Source organism: Pseudactinotalea sp. Z1739 (assembly GCF_049725055.1).
Lineage (GTDB): Bacteria > Actinomycetota > Actinomycetes > Actinomycetales > Beutenbergiaceae > CALKWS01.
This window is the reverse complement of sequence record NZ_JBMPQA010000006.1, coordinates 221,885-246,367: the sequence shown is the minus strand read 5'-3', so window position 1 is coordinate 246,367 and position 24,483 is coordinate 221,885. Positions and strand designations below refer to the sequence as shown.

Sequence of the window (24,483 nt, the reverse complement as noted above, 5' to 3'; positions counted from 1 at the left end):
CGCGCCGCGCTCATCCGCGCCGGCGGACAGACCCACAAACTCCCCGCTTACATCCCCCCGGAAACCGCCGAAATCATCAACCAGATCACCGAAAAACCGGGACACTAAGGCAAATGTGCAACTCGGGAGGGCTCGCGCGACCTGAGTGAGGGTCATGCCCTTGTCCCTGCGCTGGGCTTTGAAGTGTGCTCGTGTTGCCGGTTGGGGTTCTCTCGTCAGCGCCCGGTAGACCTCTCGGGCGATCGCGCGTTTGAGGCAGCGCATGATCTCCCTGGTGTTCTTGCCCTGTTGCCTCCTGCGTGCGACGTAGTCCTTCGTTTGAGGGTCGCGCTGCATGCGCACCAGCGTGATGCGGTGCAGGGCGCTGTTTCCGCGCCTGTCGCCGCCGCGGTTGAGGCGGTGGCGGTTGGTGCGTCCGGAGGAGGCTGGGATGGGTGCTACGCCGCACAGGTTGGCGAAGGCGGCCTCGTTGCGAATCCGGTGTGGGTTGCCGCCGGCGGTGACCACCAGTTGCGCGGCAACGATGGGGCCAGCGCCGTAGATGGCCAGCATCTGCGGGTAGCGGGCGCTGAGCACCTCGTGCATCCGTTGCTCGAGGTGGTTGGCCCGGGATTGTGCGTCACGATAGGCCCTGGCCAGTTGCCGCATGGCGTAGATGGCCGCGGTGTGCGGGCTGTCCACATCCTCCCCGGGCCGGCTGGCTGCCAGCCTGCCGACCAACTTCGGCAGGGACAGGTCACGGTAGTTGTCCCGAACCGCATCCGGGGCGGTGACCAGCAGGGAGGTGAGGCTGTTGCCCAGGGCGATGAGGGTGTTGATCAGTTGGGAACGAGCGGTGAGCAGGAATCGCAGGGACTCCGCGGCGGTGGTGGTGTCCTTCGCCTCGGAGACGCCGTGGCCGGCGATCACGGTGCGGGCGGCCTCGATCGCGTCGATCGCATCGGACTTGCCGTCCATGCGCCGCACCTGCCGAGCCGGACGCAGCACCTCCCTGACCCAGTAGCCGGCCCTGGTTAGGGCTCTGGTCAGTCCGGCACCATAGGAGTTTGTGCCTTCGACACCGACCACGGCAACCTGTCCTGTCTTCTGCAGGCAGGCGATCAGATCGGCGTATCCGTGCCGATCGGCGCGAAATGTCTGGGTCAGCACAGTCCCACCCTGGACGGTGAGGATGGCCAGAGTGTGGGTGTCGGCGTGGGTATCAACCCCGCCGACCAACTCCAAGGGGTCGAAGCGAGCATGACGTGGTGAAGCCATGAAGGTTGCCTCCTGATGAATCGATCCTGCCGGTCAGATCGTGGGCCTGGCCAATACAGACAAGACGCTGATGGGACCAGTACCATGGCAGGGCCACCTGGTCATGGGACCGGTCAGGCTCCTATGAGGTCATGAAACCGGCCAAGCCCACGGCTACGCCCGTGGACGCAGGACAGATCAAGAGAAGGACAGGCCCCCTTCATGGGCCGCCAGTCAATAGGTGGGTCACTGCGTCCACGGGCACTTCCCATTATCAGCGCAGGCTCCTATCAAGCCACGCACCCGCTGACGCCAAGGAACCCGACCGAGGCCGCACATCGGAGAGTAGCCACCGAGCACCTTGATGCCCGGGGCACCGAAGAAACGAGCGAACCCCGGCCGGGCAGGATCAGTTTGGCATTGACCCGAAGAAACTGGCGTTATGTGGGTGATCGGTGTCAAGCGGGTGTGTCGTCGAGGCGTTTGAGCAGGTTGTCGTAGACATCGCGGCGCCCGGTTTGCCCCTTTGCGTCGGCGTCGTTGCGTTGGGCTTGGATGGTGGGGCGGTGCTCGATCGTGGTGAAGAACATCGTGCAGGATTCGCAGATCGTTTCGTAGCGGCAGTCGAGTTCTAGGGGGCGGGCGCAGTAGCCGTTGCCGAGCAGGCGTTTGGTGGCCTCGGCGCGCAGAACGCGCATGGCGGGGCCGGCGGCTTCGGCGGGCAGGACGGCGGGCTGACTGGCGGCGTAGAGGGATTCGACTTTCTTGGTGACGGCGAAGTATTCGTCGGCGACGGTGCGGTCGGCGATGCGGGCGTAGACCATTGTCATCGATAGGTCACGGTGGCCCAGGAGCGCGGCGATCGCCTCCAGGGACATGCCGCGGTTGATCGCCTGGGTTGCCAGCGTGTGACGCAACTGATGTGGATGTACGTGTCCCAGCCTCGCTGCGCTGGCGGCCTTCTGGACGGCTTTGTCGACGCGAGTAGGTGGGATCGGCCGACCGCGCTCGGTGAGCAGCAGCGGACTGCTCTGCCAGCGGGGGCGGGTGGTGATCCACTCATCGAGCAGGTCCTTGAGTTGGGGGTGCAGGGGGATGTAGCGGTCGGTGTGCATCTTGCCGACCGGGGTGCGGAGCCAGTAGCCGGTGCCGATCTGGACCACGGCATCGACGGTGAGCCCGAGGAGTTCCCCGCGGCGCATCCCGGTGCGGGCAAGGACGGTGACGATGAGGCGGTCCAGCGGGTCGGGCAGTTGGCGGGCGGCGTTCATGAAAGCGACGGCCTGGGCGTCGTCAAGGAACTTCGGCAGGGGTTTGTCTAGGCGGGGCCGGTCAGTGACATAGACCGGGATCCGCGCTGGGACGTCGGAGTAGTTCCATTCGGTGATCCGGGAGAAGAAGGTGTGCAGGTGACCCAGGCGCATGCCCCGGGTTGTCTTGGACAGCATCTTGCCGCGGTAGCCGGGCCGAGTGGCCAACACGGTCTTAAAACTCTCGATGTGCTCGCGGGCGACCTCGGCCACGCAACTCACCGGTGGGTCTGCGGCCAGCAGGTGGGCGGCGAACTGCCGCAGCGTGGTGTCGAATAGGGTGACCGAGGAGGGCTGCAGGCTCAGTGCGCACTGGGCCAGGTAGCGGCGCATGGTGGCCACCAGTTGTGGCCCGCGGGCGGCTAGGTCCTTCCATTCGACCTCATTGGCGGGGCGCCCGGTCCAGCGGCGGCGGATGTCGGGTGCGGGGGCTTGACCGCGGTGGAACATCAGAGCATCGAGGCCGAACAGCGGCGTGGACAGCGACTTGGGCCGGTAGCCACGCACCTCCACGATCCCATCATGCAGCGCAGTGCGCGCTTGCTGGTACTGCCCGGGACTCAGTTCGCCCGGAGCGGTGCCGGCGATGATGCAGATCTTGGCCAGGTAGGACCACATCCGCCCCGTCTCCTTGCTGCAGAACCCGAGACTGGCGGCTTGCTCATCGAACTCGGTGGCCTGCTCGGGATAGGCATCGCGGATGTAGATGCCCCAGCGGCAGCCGGAGGCGACCACGAAGTCGACATCGACCGGCACCTGGCAGCGCACGATCGCGTAGGCGGCAAAGGACATCACCTCGGTGCGGACCTCACGCCGGGCAGTGGTCGAAGTGGCAGCCCAGCCGGTCAGGTCACCGAAGGCGCCAATGAACCCGGCGACGCCCAGGCGCCGGCACTTTGCGTGCCGCAGGCGTGGCACCGACGGCGACGTAGGCGCCGGCCACCTCGGCCAGCGAGGGCCCCGCCAACAACGGCGACTGATGGACGCTGGTTTCACTCACTGCTTGACTCATCATCGCACCTCATCGGGATGCCGGGAGCATCGTGCAGGGCATCAAGGATGGCCATGGCCTTGTGATACTCCCCGGCCAGCCAGTCGTTGGACAGGTGCAGATAGATGCGGGTGGTCTCGATCGAGGCGTGACCGGCCTGGGCCTGGATCGCCTCCAGCGCCATCCCGGACTCCCGCAGCCGGGTGAAGCAGGTATGGCGCAACTCATGACAAGTGGCATGCGCCAGCCCGGCGCGCTGCCGGGCACCGGCCAGGATCTGATCCAGCCCCGCCGCGCTCAGCGGCTGGCCACGGCGCGGGCCCTTGAGCACGACGAACACGCGGTCATTGTCGGACTCGGCGGGCCGCTCGACCTGCAGATAGGCACCAAGTGCGCTGAAGAACGTATCGGCGATCGGGACCAGGCGCTGATGGCCGCCCTTGCCCTCGGCGATGAACACCCGCTGGTCACCGATGTGCACATCGGCGAACCGCAGACCCAGCACCTCACAGCGACGCAGGCCGCCGTGGACCATCAGCGCGATCATCGCCCGGTCCCGCTCGGTGCGCAGCGACCCCACCAGGGCGTTGACCTCGGCGGGCGACAGCACCCGCGGCAGTTTCTTCGCCGCCCTCACCAGCGGCACCCCACGGTGACCGCGGTGACGCGCGCCCATGGAACGCGGCACGGGGTTGCGGTCACAGAGCCCGCGCAGCACCAGATAGTCAAACAAGGAGGCGATCGTGGCCAGCCGACGCTTAATCGTCGAGGCCGCCAGACCCCTCTCCCCATCGGCCAGCCGGACCACGTTGCCACCCAGGCGCGGGGCACGCTGGGACTCGATGAACCCCAGCACATCATCTACACCCACCTGTCCAGGTGCCTTGGCAACCACGGCGAAGAAGACCTTCAGGTCATACACCTGAGCGATCAGCGTGTTCGGGCGCACCCGCGCGGCAGTGAACCGCAGGTACTCATCGACCAGCTCATTGCCCAGGCTCGGCACATCGACACCCGGACCAACCAGACCCTGCGTCTGCGCTTCACCACTCATCCCGACCTCCTCGACGGGCAGTGCTGGCTCCAGCATCCACCCCGGGACGCCGACAGTTGGACGCGACGCGCTGATCACCTACATATCAAGCCGCCCGCTTCAGGATTTCGTTCGCGCGTCGCAACTCACGATTCTCCTGCTCCAGCGCCTTCTCCCGGGCGCTGCGCTCAGTGCTGATCCCCGGCGCGTCTCCGGCGTCGATGTCGGCCTGCTTGACCCAACTGCGCACCGACTCCACCCCATAACCGAGTTGATCGGCGACCCTCCTCACCGTCCCTTGCGATGTCCCTAACTCTGCGCGCAGGGCGCGCACCATCCGCACCGCAGCGGCCTTCTCTTCCTCGCTGTACCGACGCGTCGTCGGCTTCCCAGCAGATCCCTGTCGTGGCATGAGACCATCCTCGTTCCCAAACTCAGGAGTCTCTACCAAACCCAGTGCGGTTCACGGTTCTATTTCCTGGACGTTGCAGCGGCATCTGAGTTCCGGGATGGGCGATGGGAGAAATCTGCCCATGATGCAGTGGCGATCCTCCAAGCCGAGACCGGACGCAACCCTTATGACGAAGCGCTCACTGGTCTCGTCGGGGAATTGTCCACTCTCAGCGAGGACTTCCGGCGGATGTGGGCATCCCGTGACGTGCGATACCACCGCACCGGAACGAAAGTTTTTCATCACCCCGGAGTCGGTCGGCTCGAGTTGGATTACGAGGCGCTTCACCTGCTCGCTGACCAAGGGTTGCAGTTGAGCGTGTACACCGCTGCGCCGGGGTCGACGTCAGCAGACGCCCTCACATTGCTGGCATCGTGGGTGTCAACCACACGCGAAACAGGCGGCCTGCAGGCAACAGGTCACGCTGAGGCCGGGGACCACTCGCCCAGTAACCGCGATACGACCACGTCGTCGGACACAACACACCGGAGTTGAACAAAGGCGAGACCACCTACCCGCGCGACTTGCACCCCAGGCGCATCGCGCCGGACGGGGGATTGGGCATAACAACTAGGCAGATGGCGACGGTGGTGACCCTTGGTTGTCTGGTACCTCTCGTCCAGGCGCAACAGATGGTCCTCGTCGTCGTGCCGACCGAGGAGTTGAACGCCGAGCGGTGCGGCGGTCAGTGCATCCGGTCAGCAAAGTGAGGGCTGGATGCCCTGAGAAGTTGACGGGACATGTCAGACGCATGACAGGGGCTCGGCCGGTGGCCTGGTTATACGTTGCCCACGGGACGGTCAACGATTGACCCAGGCCTGCATCTCTGCCGGATAGCGATCCCTGGTGGTATCGACGAGATCGGCGGCGGCGGTGATCGCAGCGAGGTCGTCGGCGGACAGTCGAACATCCACCGCCGCGGCATTCTCGGCCAGACGGTGCCGATTGGTGGTGCCAGGTATAGGAATGATCCATTCGTGCCGTGCCAGCAGCCACGCGAGTGCGATTTGGGCAGCGGATGCCTCGATACGGTAGCCGATCGACGTGATGAGTTCGACCAACCGGCGATCGTCGCTGCGTTCTGGTTCGGAGAAGCGGGGCAGTTGGCTGCGAGTATCCGATTGCTCGAATGCCATCCCAGGGCTCACGGTGCCGGTGAGGAATCCCTTGCCGAGCGGGCTGAACGGCACGAACGCGATGCCAAGTTCAACCAGGGTGGGGAGGATCTCTGCTTCAGGTTCGCGCCACCAAAGCGAATACTCACTCTGCAGGGCTGTGACCGGCTGGACGGCATGGGCTCGACGTATCGCTTCAACACCAGCCTCCGACATCCCGAAGCCGCCGACCTTACCTGCAGCGATCAGATCTCTGACCGTGCCGGCGGCGTCTTCCATCGCCACGCCGGGGTCGACGCGGTGTTGATAGAGCAGGTCGATGTGATCGACGCCAAGGCGCTGCAGGGATGCATCGACGGTCCTCCGTATGTGATCGGGGCGGCTGTTGAGGCTGTTCGGCCGGCCCGGATTGATCTCGAAGCCGAACTTGGTGGCGATCACGACCTGGTCCCGGACCGGTGCAAGGGCTTTGCCGACCAGTTCCTCGTTGATGTACGGCCCGTACACCTGAGCCGTGTCGAAGAAGGTGATGCCTCGATCGACGGCGTCGCGAATGAGCGCGATCCCGTCAGCGTCGGGCACGGGTGGGCCGAAGCCGTGACTCAGTCCCATGCAACCGAGACCGAGTGCTGAGACCTCGGGACCGCCGGCGCCAAGAGTACGTGTCATCATGATCTGTTCCTTTGAATGTACGGGATTTTCAGCGGAAGTAGGTGGGCTGGCGCGGGGCATAGTGCTCCTGCAACGCGGTCACCTCGTCGTCGGTGAGCCTGAGGTCCAGCGCGGCAGCAGCCGTGAGCAGGTGCTCGGGTTTGGTGGAGCCGATGATCGGCGCGGTGACGACCGGGTTCTTCAGAACCCAGGCCAACGCGACCTGGGCCATGGGAACCCCGCGGTCGCGGGCGATGTTTTGGACTGCATCGACGATGGCGCGATCACTGTCCAGGAACAGCGGGCGGCCATATCCGTCGACGTCAGGGTTGGTCGCTGAGCGTTCCGTGCCGGTCTGACCCCACGGGCGTGCCAGACGGCCTGCCGCCAGCGGACTCCACGGCAGCGAGCCGGCCCCCTGGTGTGCAAGCAGGGCGAACATCTCGCGCTCTTCCTCCCGGTGCAGGAGGCTGTACTGATCCTGCATAGTGACGAACCGGGTCCAGCCGCCGAGGTCGGCGGTGTGCTGCATGGTCGCGAACTGCCATGCCCACATGGACGAGGCGCCGAGGTAGCGGACCTTACCCGCCTTCACGACGTCGTGAAGTGCCTCCATCGTTTCCTCGATCGGTGTATCCGGGTCGAACCGATGGATCTGGTAGAGGTCGATGTAGTCGGTGCCCAGTCGGCGCAAGGACGCGTCCACCTGTTCCATCACTGCGCGGCGGGATGACCCACCGCCGCCCGGGCCCTCATGCATCGGCTGGAACAACTTGGTCGCCAGCACGATGTCGTCCCGACGGGTGTACTTCTGCAAAGCCCGCCCAACGATCTCCTCCGACGTGCCCAGGCCATAGATGTTGGCGGTATCCCAGAACGTGATGCCGAGTTCGATCGCCTGCCGGAAGATCGGCTCGGCGGCCTCGTCGTCGAGCGCCCACGGCACCCGGGAGCGGTCGCCGAAACTCATACAACCCAGTGCGATTCGACTGACTTTCAATCCTGACCGACCCAGTCGTACCTGTTCCATAGTGAATGCCTTCCCTTTTGTCAAGGGACAGCGGGACCTCCTCGTGGGCGGACGGGTGATCTCCCCGTGGGCGGACAGTTCATCTCCCTGTCCGTGGACGGCTGATCTCCCTGTGGTCGTCAGGTCAAGGGGACCACCCCGCGTCCGGCGGTGGCCTCGGCTAGGCGTAGTGAGGTGCCCTCGGTGATGATGACGTGGGCGTGGTGCAGGAGGCGGTCAACGGCCGCGGTGGCCAGGGTTTTGGGCATGATGGTGTCGAAGCCTGCGGGGTGGATGTTGCTCGTCACCGCTAGGCTGCGGCGTTCGTAGGTGGCATCCACCAGGCGGTAGAAGGCCTCGGCGGCGGCCTGCCCGGAGGGCAGCATGCCGATGTCATCGACGACGATGAGTTCGGCGCGGGTGATGCGGGCGATGGTCTTGGCGACCGAGCCGTCCACCGCGGCGCGGGAGATAGCGGCGGTGAGGGATTCGAGGGTGAACCACGAGACGCGCATGCCGGCGTCGATGACCTTGTGGGCCAGGGCCTCGACGAAGTGGGTCTTGCCGGTGCCTGAGGGTCCGGTGATGGCGAGGTTCTCGGCCCGGTGGACCCACTCCAGGGTGGCCAGGGCAGACTGGGTCGGGACCGGGATGCTGCTGTCGTGCTCGCGCCAAGACTTGAAGGTCTTGCCGGCGGGTAGGCCCGCGGTCTTGCGGCGCATCGCCCGGGTGGCCTCGTCGCGTCCGCGGGCCTCCTCGGCGAGCAGGACGCGTAGCACTTCGGTGGGGTCCCAGCGTTGGGCCTTGGCGGTGGCCAGGACCTCTGGCGCGGCGGCGCGCAGGTAGGGCATGCGCATGCGCTTGAGGACGGCGGTCAGGTCCTCGGGCAGCGGCGGCGCTGCCGGCATCGCGCGCCTCGTCGTGGTGGTGGTCATCGGGTGTGCTCCTTGCTGGTGGTGAAGCCGGCCCAGGTGGCGGTGCCGGGTTGGGCGGAGTGCGTCTCGTCGAGGAGAACGAGATCGCCGGTGGGGGCTGTGGTGGCTTGGTGGGCCACAATCGCTGTGAGGTCCCTCCTCGCCGAAGCGGCTGGCGTCCGCAGCAGCGGCGAGGGCGGCCTCGACGGTCGGGGTGCCGACCAGGGCAGCGAGTTCGACAGCGGCGGCCATCTTGGCTCGGATGCGCGCCGCGCCGGCGGCCGAGGCGGCGATCAGCCAGTCGCGGGCCCCGTCGCCCAGGGCCAGGAAGTCGCGCTCGGCCTGGCTGCGGGCCCGTGGCTGGGGCGGACGCGGTGCCCCATGGGGGTCCTGGGGATGATCAGGGTAGTGGGCCAGGTCGATCCTCGGAGTTCCGGGCGTTGAGAGCCGGTGACGAGCCACCTCGACCAGTCCGCGACGCTGGCCGGCCCACTCGGGGTGGCGGGGCAAGGCGTCCAGGTCGGCACCGAGGACCAGTTCGGTCCCGGCGACCCTGGCCCAGACCTCGGCCCCGACCAGGCCGGGTGGGGTGGAGTAGCGCACCGAGCCGTAACGCACCGTCTGGTCGGTGTTCACCGTGCGGGTCTGACCCAGTGCCAGCGTGTGCGGGGCGGCCGGCAGCATGTGCAGACGGGCCCGCTCGCCGATCAGGGCCTCTGCAGGGATGCGCGCGGACTCGCGGTGGACGCGGCTGTTGACCTTGGTGCAAAACTCCTCACACGCACTCTCCAACTCGGCGAACGAGGCGTACTCGGCGCGGAGGTTGGCCTCGGTGGGGACCACGTCGGCCTTCGCCAGCCGGACAGTGGACTCCGTGCCGCCTTTGGATTCGGGGTCGAAGGGGACACACGTGTGGACCTGGGTGCCGTAGTGCCGCCCTGCCTGCACGATCTGTGGGTGACGCACCGCCACTCCGGCGACGTGGTCAATGCTGACCGTCTTGGCGTTGTCGGTCAGCACGTAGGTTGGCACCCACCGATCCGGCGCAGCGCCTCATCCAGGCATGCGATCAGCGTCGGTAGGGTCTGGTCCCACACCGGGATCACCACCCGGAACCTCGACCAAGCCAGCCACGCGCAGAACAGCAACGTGCGCCGTAATTTCCCGTCTGGGCCGGGCACCCTGGGGCCTTCGCCCCAGTCGAACTGCAACCACAGGCCCGGCTCGGTGATCCACGGCCGATAGGTGCGCCGGTGCCCGGCGCGCCAGGCGGCCTTCACCTCGGCCACCGCCCGCCGGGTGGTGCGCTCGGTGCCGGCGAACCCCACGGCGACCAGACGCTCGTGGATGACGTCTGCGCGAACCCTGCCCTGGCTGCGCTCGACCCACTCCTCGATCTTCGGCAGGTGCCCGTCGATCATCCGCGTCCGCCGCGACGGCCCCGTCACCGCACGCCCCTCATCACGCGCCGCGACGTAGCGGCGCACCGTCTTGGCATCCACCCCGGCCAACTGCGCCGCTGAATGCGCACTGCCCGTGGCGTCATACGCCTCGAGAATCTCCATGATCTCCCTGTCAGACTTCTTCATGCGTCCCTCCGGTGGAACTTGCTCAAGGTGGTCGAAGACCTCGAGCAAACCCCGGAGGGACGCCCACGACGGGACCGACACGGGCCCGGTCCCATGGCCACGGACAGGGAGATCAACTGTCCGTCAGCAGGGAAGTCCGTGTCCGCCCTGGCGGAGTTTCTCGCTACAGGGAGGTTGGCATGTCCGCTAGCACCTTTCTCTCCGCTTCCGACCATCACACCAATTCCGCATGTGCGCAGACCAGGGACTGATAATCCGTGTACTGCCAGGTCCTGGGTGACGGCTCGCTGGTACCCGTATCGTCGTCTCGTGGACCACCGCCAGGACATCCAGGATTTCCTGACCAGCCGGCGCGCACGGCTGACTCCGGAACAGGTCGGCCTACCGTCCTTGGGCGGCCGTCGCAGAGTCAAAGGTCTGCGACGCGAAGAGGTCGCACTGTTGGCCGGCGTCAGCGTCGACTACTACGCCCGCCTCGAGCGTGGCCACCTCGCCGGGGCATCGGATTCTGTCCTCAGCGCTCTTGCCAGGGCGCTGAGACTCGACGACGCCGAATTCCAGCACCTGCTCGACCTCGCACGCACCGCACCCACACCACCCTCGAGCCGGACTCGGCGACCGAAGCAGACCGAGGCCCGGTCGGCCATCACCTCGATCCTGACTGGATTGACCGGTATACCGGCCTACGTCCGATCCCAGTCCATGGACATCCTCGCTGCGAACACTCTGTGTCAAGCGCTGTACGGCGATGCCCTGGGCGATGACCGGCTGCCACTGAACCTGGCCAGGTTCCTCTTCCTGGACCCACGGGCGCACGACGTCTACGTGGAATGGGACGACGTCGCCGATGGAGTCGTCGGTGCGCTCCGGATCCAAGCAGGCCGTGACCCCCGCAACCGACGTTTGAGTGACCTGGTCGGCGAACTCACTACTCGCAGTGATGACTTCGTCGCTCGTTGGGCACAGCAGAACGTCCGCCTCCACCGCACCGCCCGCAAAAGGCTGCGCAACCGCGTGGTCGGCGAGATTGAACTCACCGGCAACGCCCTCGAACTTCCCGGCGACGACCTGGTCCTGATCGCCTACACCGCCGACCCAGAATCCGCCGCGGAAGACCAACTGGCGCTGCTGACCACCTGGACCGCGAGCCGGCACGGCTCGATCCGCTGACCGACAGTGGGTTGGGGGGCGGGGTCCTGAAGGAACTTGGATCGGCCCCAATTTCTGATGGGGCCTACGGAGCCGGCCCCGGGTTGCTCCCGCGCAAGCGCGATAGCCGTCATCGGTGCGGCCGGCGCGGACCGCTGGGTCAGATGTTCGCCTCACGATGCCGGCGAGCGAGGTCGACATAGGTGGCGGCGTTCTGCCGGAGACCCTCAATCTGGGCTTCGTCCAGTTCGCGTCGCACCTTGGCCGGTACCCCTGCTACGAGTGAACCAGGGGGAATCTGCGCGCCTTCGGGCACCACCGCTCCGGCCGCGACCAGAGTGCCTCGGCCGATCCGAGCGCCATTGAGCACCACCGCACCCATCCCGATGAGGCTGTCGTCCTCCACAGTGCAGCCGTGCAGGATGGCCCGGTGTCCGACGGAGACGTTCGTGCCCACGGTGACCGGCACGCCCGGGTCAGCGTGCATGACGCACCCGTCCTGAACGTTGCTGCGCTCACCGATGGTGATCCGGGCACCGTCCGCCCGCAACACACTGCCGTAGAACACGCTGGCAGCCTCTGCAAGCACAACCTCGCCGATCAATGTGGCGGTAGCCGCCACCCATGCGTCGTGGTGGACTTGTGGGGCCCGTCCTTCGAACTCGATAGCTGCCATCTGGCTTCACCGCCCTTTCCATTCGGGTTTACGTCGCTCCAGGAACGCTGTGAGGCCCTCACGGAAGTCCGCACTGCCGTAGACCTGCTCGATGACGTCCTGCGCCTCCGGAGTTGTTCCTGCCACGATACGACCGTTCGGTCTCCTTGATGGCGGCCAACGTCAGTGGCGCGCCCGCAACGATTCGGCGCACCGTGTCGGTGACATGGTCCTCCAGTTCATCCTCTCGTACTACGCGGTACACGAGTCCAGCCGCATGCGCCTCGTCTGCGGGCAGCAGAGTGGAGGTCAGCAGCATCGCCATCGTCCGCAAAGGACGGCGAGGGTCGCACTCACCGCGGGAGCGTCACACCTCTCGCTCGGCCAGTCCGCGGTAGTCGTCGGGTACTTCCCCGGGCCCGCCCAGGGTGGCGGGAAGATAGCCGACGGCGGCTCTCCTGAATCGCTTCCGCGCGGCGTCCATCGAGTGGTCCAGTGCCCAGCGGGCCACGCCCGCCTGCGATCCGGGACGGCAAGGGTCGCCGAGGAACGTCGACCGAGGTCGACACCTCCCCGCCTACTGCGCTGTCTCGACCAGCCAGCGGTCGCGCATCTCCGCGATGTCTTGCCGGGCCTGCGACGTGAGTAGGTCCGCCGTACCCAGCTGCACCGCCCCATACTGATCGCGACCGTCCACCCCGATCGCCCGCAGCATCGGCTCGGCACGCTGCGACACGCTGCCCTTGATACCGAAGGACGACAGCAGTTCTCCGACCGACAGCGCCGACCCCCGGTCCCCGACGGTTCCGTTCGCTCTGCCGATCACCCAGGCCACCGTCGCGGCAGCCCGGACCGGGGAGGCCTTGCGCCGGAAGATCACCGGATCGGCACTCGCCACCCGGGCCAGAAAGCGCCTCATCGCGGTGCGATGCTCGACGTCGAGCAGTTCGTCGGCACACTGGTCGCAGGCATCAAGCACCTGCTGGACCACCGGGTGGATGTCATGCGGGATGCTCGCCCACTCCATCGGCTCATCGGGCAGCGGGTCAAGATCCAACTCCAGCAGGGCAGCCCGCCCCCCGACTTCCCGGTCCAGGTCCCCCAGGATGACCTCTGCGACGCCGGGTTCGGTGCTCACCCGGAGGATCTCGGCCAACTCACCCGCAATACCCGGGCGCTGATCGGCATGGATGAGTTCGTTGTACCGCGGCTCCCACTTGCCGACGGCGGCCAGGGCCTCCTGCGTCAGGCCCCCGCGGGTCCCGGTTCGCTCGTGAGCGTAGCGGATGAAGGCGCGCAGCAGGTCCGGCAGTTTCGCCAGGAAGGTGGCCTCGGCGATGACCTTGCGGGGGAACCAGTCGGCGAGCAGGATCTCCACGGCCACGGGGCTCCAGCGCAACGGATCCCCAGGGCCGTAATCAGTGCCGAACCACAGCACGCTGTGAAGCAGGTCGCGTTCGTCGGGTCCGTCCAGGAAGCGCCCGACGGCGGAGGTGAAGAAGTCCTGCGCGATCGCCTCGGTCTCTGCATCCGTCCACTGCTTCCGCTCCGGCGCGGCGCCACCAGTGGGCAGCATCCGCGCGATCCACTCCACCACGGGCCGACACATCGGCCAGGTATCGGTCTCCAGGGGCGGGATGGTGCGAGCACCGAGATCAATCGCCTGCTCGACCCGCACGCGCGTATCCGCAGGGTCGGCACGGACCAGCCACTGGTCCTGCCCCTCGGGCGATTTCTGCGGTGGCAACTTCCGGGAGAAGTGCCCCACCACCTCCTCGATCGGCCCCGGCACGAGGAACGCATCCTTGACCACCGTGCCCATGTTGTGGTCGATGTACACCACTGCCGTGATCGACTGTCCCGTGGCCAAGGTGGCGCCGATCAGGTGGTTGTCACCGTCACCGAGAACGTGGCTGAGCGTCCACACCTGCTCGTGCGCGCTGGCCCGGTCCAGGCCGGTAACCCAGCCAGGCATCGGATGACGGCGCCTGGCCAGCTCACGCCCGATCCGCCCGGCGAGCAGATCGTCGTCGGTCAGCGCCTGGATGACCGTCAGCGCGGCGGTCGTCTCCGCATAGGGTGTGCCGATGAAGGTCTCGACCAGTTCCTCCAGGCCCACCGGGGACTCGGCGAACGGGTCGTGGGGCATGGTGGCTGCCATCAGGCTGCTCACGGCGCCAAGCAGGTCCAGCGGCTGATCGCTGCGAAGCGCCTGGCGAAGCCCCTGGAACAGGCCAAGGTGTTCGGGGGTCTCTGCCACTGCGGGCCCCGTGCCGACCGACGTCAGATGGCGTTGCTGCGGGCGGCGCTGGTGACCCTTGCGGCGCTTCTTCTTCGGCATCGCCCCAGGGTAACGGCCATGCTCACGGCCGGGACAGCAGAGTCACTTGGTGCCGCGTGTGCCGATGGCTGCGTCCATGCTCAACACCGCACCTCAGCCCGAGGATGTATGATCTGGTGTATGCGGCGGACCAACATTTACCTGGAAGAACGCCAGACCGAAAGGCTGGATCACCGCGCCGCACAGGAGGGCATCTCCCGCGCTGAGTTGATCCGGCGTCTTCTTGACCAGGCTCTGGACGGACCCACCGAGAACGACGCGGTCGCTCGGACGGCGATCGACCTGTCCTTCGGCGTGCTGGCCGATCTCGAGGCACCGGTGCGGGAGAGCGGCGATCGCGAGGAGCACCTGAACCGGATCTGGCAGGCCTCCCCGTGATCCTGGTCGACACCGACGTGCTCATCGCACATCTGCGCGGCATCCCAACTGCGCGAACGTGGCTACATCAGGCCCATGCGACGAGCCCGCTGGCGGTGAGCGCGGTCACGATCGCCGAACTCACCGGGGGCATGCGTTCAGCCGAGCGACGCGAGGTCTGGAACCTCCTGTCGATCATGCAGTCCGTTCCGGTCACCGAGCCCATCTCGCGCACGGCCGGTGAGTTCGTGCGCCAGTACCGGCGCAGCCATACCGGCATCGGGCTGCCGGATTACCTGATCGCGGCCACGGCTGCCCATGCCGGAGCCGAGATCGCCACGCTCAACGTCCGGCACTTCCCGATGTTCCAGGAGTTGCGGCCACCATTCGCTGTGCGGTGATCTCGCCGCACGACCGATGTCAGGTGCCCCTGCTGCCGACCGGCCAGGCAACGGTTGCGGCTCTGTTCGGCATCTGCTCAGGTATACGGACCGACGCGTGCATCAAGGCCCTCGAGACGCTCGTCCAACTCGAACACGCCCGGCCGGTCATGGAGCGTGCATCTTACGACGCCACGCCGGGTAACCGATACCGTTGGCCGGGTGCTCCAGATTGCAGCCGAAGCCCCGGACTTCCTGAAAGAAGACGAAGTGGTCAGGCTCTACGACTCCGTCGGATGGACTGCCTACACGCAAGACAGAACTTCGCTCATGCGTGCCCTTGGTGGGTCCCACCGCATAGTCACTGCCCGCGACGACACGCGCCTGGTCGGCCTCGCCCGTTCAATCTCCGACGGAGTAACCATCGTCTATGTCCAAGACGTGCTGGTGCGGCCCGACACTCAGCGCTCAGGTGTGGGAACGCAACTCATCACCGCACTTCTCGATCCTTACGGCTCAATGCGTCAGCAGGTGCTCATCACCGACACGGAGGATTACCAGCGCGCCTTTTACGAATCGCTCGGGTTCACCGAGGTTCACGACATGAACCCTGAACTACGGGCTTTCGTCCGCCTCCGCTGATGGAGTGTCAGCAGCCACAGGCAGCCGGGATGCTCACCGAGTTCTGCGAGCTCATCGCGGCCGCGGCAGTAGCCGCAGCACCCTGCCCACCTCGGATAACACTGTGATGTCGGCACGGCCCAGACGATCCTCCGGGCCAACTGTGCTGAGGGTGCGCGGCTGCTCCCACTGCATAGATCGGGCACTGCTACCCGTGTAAATCGGGTACTCCTCGGTGTGTAGAACGAGCATCCGTCGATGCGTAGAACACACATCAAAGAACATTCGCCAACGCGAGGTTTACTGTGACTGAACCGACCGCCACATACCTCCCTCGCCTTGCTGACAGCCTCCTGGAGGAACGGCTGCCCGACTTCCCCGTGTTCGATATCGAGATCTAAGCGGGTAGTGCGCCCACCCCACGAGATGCCCGACACCTGGGCTGGCTGGCGAACTCGACGATCAGTTCATCGGTGGCGCCGTGCGGCACACTGGCCAGGTGTCCGCTGACCCCTTCGCCGCGCTACTCGCCGACCCGCCGGATCTGCCGGTGCGCCACGGCTTGGCGCAACTGGACCAGGCGCTCGAGGCCGGCGGCGCCGCGGTGCTGCAGTCTCCGCCCGGCTCCGGCAAGACCACCCTGGTCCCCCCGGCGCTAGCCACTCAGCACACCGGCAGGATCATCGTCACCCAGCCTCGCCGGATCGCGGCACGGGCCGCGGCGGCCCGGCTGTCCCACCTGATCGGACGTCCCCTGGGCAGCGAGGTGGGCTTCAGCGTCCGGGGTGAGCGCCGCGTCTCCCCCGGCACCCGGGTGGAGGTGGTCACCGCCGGGCTGCTGCTGCGCCGGCTGCAGGCCGACCCCGAACTGCCCGGCGTCGGCGCCGTCGTCCTCGATGAGGTGCACGAGCGCCACCTGGACACCGACCTGCTGCTGGCCCTGCTCGTGGACGTGCGCTCGGCGTTGCGCGAGGACCTCACGGTGGTGGCGATGTCGGCCACGATCGAGGCCGAGCGGGTCGCGGCCGTGCTGGGCCAGGCCACACCGGTGGTGACCGTGCCGGGCCGGCTGCACCCGGTCACGACCAACTGGCGCCCGCCGCCGGCCACCGCCGCCCGCCTCGACCAGCGCGGCACCACCCCGGCCTTCCTCGACCACGTCGCCACCACCACCGCCGAGGCCATGCGGGCCCATGACGGCGATGCACTGGTCTTCCTGCCCGGCGCCCGGGAGATCGACGACGTCGTACGCCGGTTGCGTAGCGCCGGTGCGCTGCCGGCAGGTACTGACGTGCTGGCCCTGCATGGGCGCCTGCCGCCGGCCGAGCAGGACCGCGCCCTACGGGAGGGCCGACGACGGCGGGTGGTCGTCTCCAGTGCCGTCGCCGAGTCCTCGCTCACCGTGCCGGGAGTGCGGATCGTCGTCGACGCCGGGCTGGCCCGGGTGCCGCGCACCGATCACAACCGCGGTCTGGCCGGCCTGGTCACCCGCAGCGTCAGTCAAGCCGCCGCCGAGCAACGTGCCGGGCGGGCCGGCCGGGAGGGCCCGGGCCAGGTGTACCGGTGCTGGTCCCAGGCTGATCACGCCCGCCTGCAGGCCCACCCCGCACCGCAGATCCACACCGCCGACCTCACCTCCGCGATGCTCGAACTGGCCCGGTGGGGCACCCCGCGCGGTGAGGGCCTGAACCTGCTGGATGAGCCCCCAGCCAGCAGCGTCCAGGCTGCCGAGGCCGCCCTGGTGGAACTGGGTGCGATCGATGCGGCCGGGATGATCACTGCTCGCGGGCGGGCGATCGCCGGCGTCGGTGTGGACCCGCGGCTGGGCCGGGCGCTGCTGGATGGTGCCGGTGAGGTCGGCGCGAACCTCGCCGCCGAGACCGTGGCCATGCTGGACCAGGACACCCCGGCCCCCGGCGGTGACCTCACCGCACTGCTCCGACAACTGCGCCGTGGCGGGCCGGCCACGGGTTCGTGGGAGCAGCAACGTCGCCGGCTGCACGCCGCACTTCCCGGCAGCGAGGGGCGCTCCACTGAATCCGCCGAAGAACCGCACGGACGCCAGCCGGGCGCCGGCGGCACGAAACTGGACCTCGCCGTCGGCACGGTCACCGCCCTGGCCCACCCCGGCCGCATCGCCCGGTTGCGGCCGGGCGGGTCCACCTACTTGATGGTCGGCGGCACCGGCGCGCGCCTGGCGCCGGGCAGTGCCCTGGCCGGCAGTTCGTGGCTGGCGGTCGCAGACGCCGCCCGCTCCCCCGGGCAATCCGATGCCATCATCCGCGCGGCCGCCCCGATCGATGAGGCCACCGCGCTGGAGGCTGCCGGTCACGCATTGTCGGAGGAACGCGAGGTGGCGTGGCACGAGGGTCGCATCCGCGCCCGGCAGGTGCTGAAGCTGGGCGCGATCGAACTGTCCAGCCAGCGTCTGGTCGATCCCGATCCCGGTCTGCTCGCCCGGGCGGTACGCGAGGGTCTGCAGGCGCAGGGCTTGGACCTCATCGGCTGGCCGGCAGCGGCGGCCAGGTTACGTCGTCGGCTGTTGTTCCTGCACGCGGCACTCGGCGCGCCCTGGCCGGACGTCTCCGATGAGGCACTCCTGGACGCCGTCGAGGAGTGGCTCGGCCCGGACCTGGCCCGGGTGCGGACCACGGCGGACCTGCGCCGCATCGACACCACCGCCGCACTGAGGCGCCTGCTTCCCTGGCCCCAGGCCGGTGAGTTGGACCGCCTCGCACCCGAACGCATCGAGGTGCCCAGCGGGTCGAAGATCGCGGTGGACTACACCGACCCGCAGCGCCCGGTGCTGCCGGTACGGATACAGGAGGTGTTCGGGTGGGACCAGGCGCCGCGGCTGGCCGGGGGCCGGGTGCCGCTGGTGTTGGAACTGCTCTCGCCGGCTTCCCGACCGGCCGCCGTCACCGCCGATCTGGCCACGTTCTGGGCCTCCGGCTACCCGCAGGTGCGCGCGGAACTGCGTGGCCGCTATCCGAAGCATCCCTGGCCGGAGGACCCGACGACGGCGACGCCCACCACGCGGACCAAGCGCGCCTCCCGGCGCGCTCGCGACGCGTGAACCGTCCGGGCGAACCTCCTCATCTCGTCACGAAGTTTCCTCATAGGGTTGGTTGACGGTGGTGAATTACCCTCGCTAGTTTGTCGGGCGAAGCAAAGGAGCGCTCCGTCCGTGATGTCACTGAAGCCGTTGCTGAAATCTCCTCGAGACCCGTCGGGTCTGACGACGCGAGTTTCCGGCGCCTCGGCGGTGGCGTCCGCGGCCGGTCCCAACCCCCATACACCGAGGATGTGGTTCGATCATGGCTCGCTCTCGCTCGCGTCTGACCCGCACCAGTAGCGTCGCCGCTGCCGCTGCCCTGGCACTGGCCGGCTTCACCGCATCGCCCGCGGTCGCCGATGACGAGGACTTCCGTGTTCAGCCATACCTGCAGAACCCGGCCACCGACGGGATGCTCATCACCTGGATGTCCTGGGATGACGAGCCGGGCGAGGTGCAGCTGGAGGGCCAGGACCCCATCGAGTCGGACCCGGAGGTTCAGGAGGCACTGGACTGGACGGACAACAACCGGCAGCAGGCCATCGATCACCCCGAGTGGGGTGACTGGTTCCGCGAGGGCCGCAACTACCGCCATCAGGTCCAACTGAGCGACTTGGAGCCGGACACCACCTACACCTACACGGTGCGCCAAGGGACCTCGGAGATCACGAACACCTTCACGACCGCGCCCACATCCGATGACTGGGAGAACATCAGGCTCGTCGCGATGGCGGACTCCGAGACCGATCCGGCGGGCCGCACCTCCCATCGCGAGTGGGTCCCGGGTGCCATCGCCGAGGGAAGCGATCGCCCCTCGGTCACCGACAGCCTGTGGGCCGAACGCTTCGGCACCACGGAACAACAGGGTGAGGAGATCCTGCAGTACGCCCTGACCGAGGATCAGGGCTTCGCCTACAACATGGAGATCGTCACCGAGCGCGACCCGGACTTGATGCTGTTCGCCGGTGACCTGGTCCAGGGGGGCGGTTTCCAGCCCGCCTGGGACGAGTGGTTCCGGTACCTGGCCGGAGAGGTCGGCAACCCGGCCTCCAGCCGGCCGGTGGTCACTGCGCTGGGCAACTGGGAACCGTTCGGAGCCTCCGATGGTGGGTATGAGATCGAGGCGGTGATGAACGGCCGGGACTCCTTCCACTCCTATTTCACCCCGTTCCCGAACGGCACGCCCGAGCACCAGGGCAACTACCACCGTCTCGACTATGGTCCGCTCACCGTGATCACACTGGACTCCACCAAGGGCATCCCGGACGATCACCCCGACAATTACGCCGAAGAGGACAAGCTCTCCGGCACCGAGTACGACGGTCCCGGCCCGGACACCCAGTCGAGTTACACCAGTACGGAATACGTTGCTGCCGGCGGTGACAACCTCTCGCCCTACAACGAGGGCAGCGTTCAGTGGAACTGGGCCGAGGATCAGTTGGCGGACGCCCGCGAGCAGGGGCAGATCATCGTGGTGCAGTTCCACCACGCGCCCTTCTCCTCCGGGGAGCACGGGCTTCCGATGAACCACGAGGACACCTCGGGTCAGGGCGGGACCCCGATGCGCATCTACGCGGAGATGTTCGAGCAGTACGGGGTGGCGGCCGTGTTGTCAGGGCACTCGGAGATGTTCGAGCGCTCACTGGTCGACCTCAACGGTGACGGCAATGCCGTCAACTACTACGACGTCGGCGTGGCCGGGGACGGCCTGCGCGGCGAGCGCAGGGCCAACGGCAATCTGCTGTCCGAACCGATCCTGGAATACAACCCCTACCGGGTGTGGTCCGCGGACCAGTTCGAAGCCGAGATCTGGGACGGGGAGACGCTGGTCGACGGCGGCAAGCACTACGGCCACCTGGAGATCAACATCGAACGCGCCGCTGACGGCGGGGCGACGATGACCATGACACCGGTGTACTCCTTCCCGCTGCTCGATGACGACCTCGACGTACTCGGCACCGAACGGCGGATCTACGACGACGAGGTGTCATTGGCGATCGGCGCTGACGGCACCGTGGAACCAGAGGAACGGGACGCCGTGGACGCGGTCGTTGACCTCGCCACCGCGTTGCAGGAGTACGTCGACGCCGGCGATGTCGCTGGTCCGATCGCGAACCAGCTGGAGAACGCCCTGCGCCAGGCTGAACAGCACCTGGAGGGCGACCGCACCAACCCGGCGAGGGTCGCCATGGAGCGGTTCGTGCGGCACCTGGACAATCCGAAGCGTCCCGACACCCTCACCGAACAAGCCGCGGAGGACCTTCGGGCCCAGGCGATGAGCGTGCTTGACCTCATCTGACGACGTCTGAACGACCCTCCGATTCGCCGGTCGGCGGTCTGCGGTCTGCGGTCGGCGGTTGGCGGTCGGCGGTTAGCGGTCGGCGGTCGGCGGTCGGCGGTTAGCGGTCGGCGGTCGGCGGTCGGCGGTCGGCGAAAGTTACAGTGGCCCCAGCACCCGGCGTGGGTCTGCGTCCAGTGCGAGCGTGTCCGGCAGGTGGAGGTTGGGGCTCCTCATAACGGAAGTGGATCTCCATGATCGCCGCGATAGGGGTCGACCAGGTCCAGCCCGAGGTGCTCGAAGTCCTCGGTGTCCCGGGTCGCCAGGGCGCTTCCGCTGAAGCGTGCGATGGCTGCGATGAGTGCATCCATCGCCCCGATCGGGCGCCCGATGCTGCGTCTGGTCGCCACGATGTCGGCGTACTGCGCCGCGCACCCGGGCACTAACGGCAAACAGGCGCCGAGGGTGTCGAATGCGGCCGTCGCCACCGACTCAAGCCGGTCGCGCCGCTGTCCGGCGGGCAGCAGCGCGACGCCAGCGAGGATCTCGGCGCGCGTGACCACCGTGGTCACGGGTTGCTCGGCCAGACCGCGCACCCAGTTCAGCACTGCTGGAGAAGCACCAGACCCCCGCATGAGTTCGGAGACGACGTTGGTGTCGAGGATGATCACGACCGCAGGTCGGCCGCCGTCGCCGGTTCGTCCTCAGGTACGGGCAGATCCACGCCGCCAACCTCATACCCGACGGCGACCAACTGCTCGACCCAGTTCAGGTCGGCTTTCCCGGTGGATTCCAGTGCAGCCAGGAGGATCCCCCGAGCCTCCGCCTCCATCGAGCGACCGTGGGCAGCCGCCCGCATCCGAAGTCGCTGTTTGGCTTCCTCGGGCAGTTGACGGATGGTGATCGCGGCCATGTTGCAATGATATCACTGCAACACGCGTCCGGATCGAACGTGACGCGGAGTTCGCCGGTCGGCGGAACTACAGCGGTCCGAGGGTCCGGCGTGGGTCTGCGTCCAGTGCGAGGGTCTCCAGCAGGTGGAGGAGTTGGCGCTCCTCATAGCGGAAGTGGCTCTCCATGATCGCCGCGATCCCCTCGAGGTGACGATCCAACTCGACCGGGGAGGCCGCTCTCGACACCGCTTCCTGCAACCCCGAGAGCAGGTGGGCGATCATCGAGTGGTCCTGCTCCAGGCGTTGCAGGGTCGGCCGCAGTTCGGGATGCGCTGCCGCGATCGCGGGAAACAACTCCCGGTCCTCACCCTCGTGGTGCCCGGCCAACGCGGTGCAGAACCCGTGGCAGAACAGCAACAGGTCACGCGTCGCCGAATCGCCGTCGCCTCCGGCGTCCACCGCCTCGCGCGTGACTCGCAGCGCCTCACGCAACCGCTCATGCACGGCACGCAACTCTCGACTCCAGGCCACCAGCCTGGTCTTCTCGCCCTCAGTCACGTGAGGACGAAGGGCATGACGTGATCATCGTCGTACTCCTTCGTGTCCCACGCCTCCATGCCTGACACTGCCTGCCACCAGCACGCGACGCTGGTGAGCAGCCTACAGCTCTCCGTCTAGAGAAGGGTGAGTAGTCGACCGGTTATCCTGAACGGAGCCGTGGCCAACCCGTCGGAGATCGGCCCCTCGGCACGACATCGCGGCAGGGCCGCTCCACAACGGTTGATGAAGGAGCCTGGCTTGAAGGCAGTGGACTCGCACCTACTAACCCTTCTAAAGAAGAGCACTCAGTTCATCGTGCCGATATATCAGCGGCTTTACTCGTGGCTGGAGCCAGAGTGCGACCAACTGTGGTCGGACATCCTGCGGGCGGGGTCAGACCCTGAACTCGGGTCGCACTTCACCGGATCTATCGTTTACGTCGCACGGGATCAGGCGACCAACACCTCGACTGAGCCCGACCTGATCATCGACGGTCAGCAGCGCATCACCACCGTTACCCTCATCCTCGCGGCTCTGGTCGAGCGGCTATCTCAGTTACCACCGGACCAACAGGAGCCGCACGACGGATTCTCCCCGCGTAAGATCCGCAACCGATACCTGCTCAACGACGATGAGGACGGGGACCGGCAGTTCAAGTTGATCCTGTCCCAGAGCGACAGAGACGCACTGAGGGCGATCCTTCAGGGCGTCAAGCCTGCGGACGGTCTGGTCACCCGCGTCATGGACAACTACAAGTACTTCCAAACGAAGTTTGCCGACCCCCGCCTCGACCTAGCCCAGGTATGCCGTGGGCTGGACAAGTTGATCGTGGTCGACGTCAAACTTGAGAGGGGCGTGGACAACCCCCAACTTGTCTTTGAGGCGATGAACTCCACCGGGCGGAAACTCTCTCAGGCAGACCTGATCCGCAACTACGTGCTCATGGACCTGCCCACCAAGCAGCAGAGCATGATCTACACGGCTCACTGGCGCCCGATGGAACTTGAGTTCGTGGGGGCAAGCGATAGCAAGTTCGATGAGTTCGTCCGCCATTACTTGACGGTCAAAACCGGAGATATCCCAAAGCTGGACGACATCTATGAGGCCTTCAAGGATTACGCAGCCACCCACACGCAGACCGGCGAACCTATCGAGTCGCTCGTGGTCGACCTGCGAGAGTACGCCCACCGGTTCTGCGCGATGGCCCTGGGTAAGGAGCAGGACCCCAAACTCAAGCCGGCCTTCCGCGACCTGGACCAGATCCGCGCCGACGTGGTCTATCCCTTCTTGCTAGTGGCCTACACCGACTACGAACTAGGCATCATCGACACAGATGAACTGCACGAAATCGTTCAGATGGTGACCTCCTACGTCTTCCGTAGGGCCGTGTGCCGCATACCCACCAACTCACTGAATAAGACTTTCGCGGGCTTTGCCTCAGCAGTGCGCAAGGACCGCTACGTCGACAGCGTCAAAGCCCACTTCCTCAGCCTGCGCAGTTACCGGGCCTTTCCCACCGACGAGGAGTTCCGCACCTCGCTGACTACAACCGACCTGTACAACTTTCGGCGGCGCTCCTATCTGTTCCGGAAGTTGGAAAACCACGGGCGCAAGGAACGAGTCGCAGTGGAGGAGTACACGATCGAGCACATCCTCCCGCAGAACGAGAACCTCTCACCCCTGTGGCGTCAGGCACTAGGCGACGATTGGCAAGACCTGCAGCGCAAGTACCTGCACACCTTAGGCAACCTGACCTTGACCGGATACAACTCTGAGTACTCCGACCACCCGTTCACAACAAAGCGCGACATGAAGGGCGGGTTCCGTGACAGCCCGCTGCAGTTGAATGCAGGTCTTGGCCAGTTGGAGAGCTGAACCGCCAAGGAAATCGAAAAGCGGGGCGAGCGGCTGGCGA

General features: G+C 66.7%; 18 protein-coding genes and 4 pseudogenes. 8 read left to right on the top strand and 14 right to left on the bottom strand.

Going from position 1 to position 24,483, the window contains the following annotated elements:
* From ACO0LV_RS10300 to ACO0LV_RS10285, 4 genes and pseudogenes are all read right to left on the bottom strand, one after another.
* Positions 1–1,257, bottom strand: a 1,257-nt coding sequence (locus ACO0LV_RS10300; RefSeq protein WP_424787799.1) for an IS110 family transposase, incomplete at its 3' end; no start/stop codon positions are given.
* A gap of 437 nt (positions 1,258–1,694) precedes the next feature.
* On the bottom strand, positions 1,695–3,464 hold the full coding sequence (locus ACO0LV_RS10295) for a tyrosine-type recombinase/integrase (RefSeq protein ID WP_424787798.1): 1,770 nt from the start codon (positions 3,462–3,464) through the stop codon (positions 1,695–1,697).
* A gap of 74 nt (positions 3,465–3,538) precedes the next feature.
* Positions 3,539–4,591, bottom strand: a complete 1,053-nt coding sequence (locus tag ACO0LV_RS10290) for a tyrosine-type recombinase/integrase (RefSeq protein WP_424787797.1) — start codon at positions 4,589–4,591, stop codon at positions 3,539–3,541.
* A gap of 88 nt (positions 4,592–4,679) precedes the next feature.
* A pseudogene (locus ACO0LV_RS10285) lies at positions 4,680–4,982 on the bottom strand (transposase); the annotation flags it as partial.
* On the opposite strand from ACO0LV_RS10285, the gene ACO0LV_RS10280 reads away from it, so the two are divergent.
* The gene (locus ACO0LV_RS10280) at positions 4,971–5,516 is read left to right on the top strand and encodes a hypothetical protein (protein ID WP_424787807.1); all 546 of its coding nucleotides are present in this window, start codon (positions 4,971–4,973) and stop codon (positions 5,514–5,516) included. The pseudogene ACO0LV_RS10285 and the gene ACO0LV_RS10280 sit on opposite strands and share 12 nt — an antisense overlap.
* Before the next feature lie 305 nt (positions 5,517–5,821).
* Here ACO0LV_RS10280 and ACO0LV_RS10275 read toward each other — a convergent pair whose 3' ends face one another.
* The 4 genes and pseudogenes from ACO0LV_RS10275 to istA all read right to left on the bottom strand — a co-directional run bounded on the left by ACO0LV_RS10275 (position 5,822) and on the right by istA (position 10,299).
* Complete coding sequence (locus ACO0LV_RS10275) at positions 5,822–6,808, bottom strand: aldo/keto reductase (protein WP_424787796.1); 987 nt, start codon at positions 6,806–6,808, stop codon at positions 5,822–5,824.
* A gap of 28 nt (positions 6,809–6,836) precedes the next feature.
* A complete protein-coding gene (locus ACO0LV_RS10270; RefSeq protein WP_424787795.1) occupies positions 6,837–7,817 on the bottom strand; it encodes an aldo/keto reductase in 981 nt (326 codons plus the stop codon).
* Between the two features lie 119 nt (positions 7,818–7,936).
* Positions 7,937–8,650: pseudogene (istB, locus tag ACO0LV_RS10265) on the bottom strand (IS21-like element helper ATPase IstB); the annotation flags it as partial.
* A gap of 77 nt (positions 8,651–8,727) precedes the next feature.
* Positions 8,728–10,299: pseudogene (gene istA / locus ACO0LV_RS10260) on the bottom strand (IS21 family transposase).
* A 309-nt stretch (positions 10,300–10,608) separates the two neighbouring features.
* Here istA and ACO0LV_RS10255 point away from each other — a divergent pair.
* On the top strand, positions 10,609–11,469 hold the full coding sequence (locus tag ACO0LV_RS10255) for a helix-turn-helix domain-containing protein (RefSeq protein WP_424787794.1): 861 nt from the start codon (positions 10,609–10,611) through the stop codon (positions 11,467–11,469).
* Positions 11,470–11,608: 139 nt separating this feature from the next.
* Here ACO0LV_RS10255 and ACO0LV_RS10250 read toward each other — a convergent pair whose 3' ends face one another.
* From ACO0LV_RS10250 to ACO0LV_RS10240, 3 genes and pseudogenes are all read right to left on the bottom strand, one after another.
* Positions 11,609–12,124 (bottom strand): gamma carbonic anhydrase family protein, encoded by a 516-nt coding sequence (locus ACO0LV_RS10250; RefSeq protein ID WP_424787793.1) that lies wholly within the window; start codon positions 12,122–12,124, stop codon positions 11,609–11,611.
* Between the two features lie 151 nt (positions 12,125–12,275).
* Positions 12,276–12,422 (bottom strand): annotated as a pseudogene (locus ACO0LV_RS10245) (hypothetical protein); the annotation flags it as partial.
* Between the two features lie 258 nt (positions 12,423–12,680).
* Positions 12,681–14,444 (bottom strand): hypothetical protein, encoded by a 1,764-nt coding sequence (locus tag ACO0LV_RS10240; RefSeq protein WP_424787792.1) that lies wholly within the window; start codon positions 14,442–14,444, stop codon positions 12,681–12,683.
* A 120-nt stretch (positions 14,445–14,564) separates the two neighbouring features.
* Here ACO0LV_RS10240 and ACO0LV_RS10235 point away from each other — a divergent pair, with 120 nt between their 5' ends.
* The 5 genes from ACO0LV_RS10235 (at position 14,565) to ACO0LV_RS10215 (ending at position 21,156) form a co-directional block, all read left to right on the top strand.
* On the top strand, positions 14,565–14,822 hold the full coding sequence (locus ACO0LV_RS10235) for a CopG family transcriptional regulator (protein WP_424787791.1): 258 nt from the start codon (positions 14,565–14,567) through the stop codon (positions 14,820–14,822).
* Positions 14,819–15,202 carry a type II toxin-antitoxin system VapC family toxin gene (locus tag ACO0LV_RS10230; RefSeq protein WP_424787790.1) on the top strand — a complete coding sequence of 128 codons (384 nt, stop codon included), beginning with the start codon at positions 14,819–14,821 and terminating at the stop codon, positions 15,200–15,202. Before ACO0LV_RS10235 ends, ACO0LV_RS10230 begins: the two co-directional genes overlap by 4 nt.
* Before the next feature lie 201 nt (positions 15,203–15,403).
* A complete protein-coding gene (locus tag ACO0LV_RS10225; protein ID WP_424787789.1) occupies positions 15,404–15,823 on the top strand; it encodes a GNAT family N-acetyltransferase in 420 nt (139 codons plus the stop codon).
* Between the two features lie 478 nt (positions 15,824–16,301).
* A complete protein-coding gene (hrpB, locus tag ACO0LV_RS10220; protein WP_424787788.1) occupies positions 16,302–18,878 on the top strand; it encodes an ATP-dependent helicase HrpB in 2,577 nt (858 codons plus the stop codon).
* 241 nt (positions 18,879–19,119) lie between these two features.
* Positions 19,120–21,156 (top strand): FIMAH domain-containing protein, encoded by a 2,037-nt coding sequence (locus tag ACO0LV_RS10215; protein WP_424787787.1) that lies wholly within the window; start codon positions 19,120–19,122, stop codon positions 21,154–21,156.
* Positions 21,157–21,368: 212 nt separating this feature from the next.
* Here ACO0LV_RS10215 and ACO0LV_RS10210 read toward each other — a convergent pair whose 3' ends face one another.
* The 3 genes from ACO0LV_RS10210 to ACO0LV_RS10200 form a co-directional block, all read right to left on the bottom strand.
* Complete coding sequence (locus ACO0LV_RS10210) at positions 21,369–21,806, bottom strand: type II toxin-antitoxin system VapC family toxin (protein WP_424787786.1); 438 nt, start codon at positions 21,804–21,806, stop codon at positions 21,369–21,371.
* Positions 21,803–22,048 carry a FitA-like ribbon-helix-helix domain-containing protein gene (locus ACO0LV_RS10205; RefSeq protein ID WP_424787785.1) on the bottom strand — a complete coding sequence of 82 codons (246 nt, stop codon included), beginning with the start codon at positions 22,046–22,048 and terminating at the stop codon, positions 21,803–21,805. The genes ACO0LV_RS10210 and ACO0LV_RS10205 overlap by 4 nt, the downstream gene beginning before the upstream one ends.
* 67 nt (positions 22,049–22,115) lie before the next feature.
* The gene (locus ACO0LV_RS10200) at positions 22,116–22,586 is read right to left on the bottom strand and encodes a hemerythrin domain-containing protein (RefSeq protein ID WP_424787784.1); all 471 of its coding nucleotides are present in this window, start codon (positions 22,584–22,586) and stop codon (positions 22,116–22,118) included.
* A 249-nt stretch (positions 22,587–22,835) separates the two neighbouring features.
* Between ACO0LV_RS10200 and ACO0LV_RS10195 the strand changes: the two genes are divergently transcribed.
* Entirely contained in the window at positions 22,836–24,443 is a 1,608-nt protein-coding gene (locus tag ACO0LV_RS10195; protein WP_424787806.1) for a DUF262 domain-containing protein, read from the top strand.
* The last annotated feature ends 40 nt before the right edge of the window (positions 24,444–24,483 follow it).

Excerpts from the sequence above, each read along its gene's own strand:
- ACO0LV_RS10240 (WP_424787792.1), bottom strand. The coding sequence starts at position 14,444 with ATGCCGAAGAAGAAGCGCCGCAAGGGTCACCAGCGCCGCCCGCAGCAA.
- ACO0LV_RS10270 (WP_424787795.1), bottom strand. The coding sequence starts at position 7,817 with ATGGAACAGGTACGACTGGGTCGGTCAGGATTGAAAGTCAGTCGAATC.
- ACO0LV_RS10290 (WP_424787797.1), bottom strand. The coding sequence starts at position 4,591 with ATGAGTGGTGAAGCGCAGACGCAGGGTCTGGTTGGTCCGGGTGTCGAT.
- ACO0LV_RS10250 (WP_424787793.1), bottom strand. The coding sequence starts at position 12,124 with ATGGCAGCTATCGAGTTCGAAGGACGGGCCCCACAAGTCCACCACGAC.
- ACO0LV_RS10205 (WP_424787785.1), bottom strand. The coding sequence starts at position 22,048 with ATGGCCGCGATCACCATCCGTCAACTGCCCGAGGAAGCCAAACAGCGA.
- ACO0LV_RS10235 (WP_424787791.1), top strand. The coding sequence starts at position 14,565 with ATGCGGCGGACCAACATTTACCTGGAAGAACGCCAGACCGAAAGGCTG.
- ACO0LV_RS10215 (WP_424787787.1), top strand. The coding sequence starts at position 19,120 with ATGGCTCGCTCTCGCTCGCGTCTGACCCGCACCAGTAGCGTCGCCGCT.
- ACO0LV_RS10275 (WP_424787796.1), bottom strand. The coding sequence starts at position 6,808 with ATGATGACACGTACTCTTGGCGCCGGCGGTCCCGAGGTCTCAGCACTC.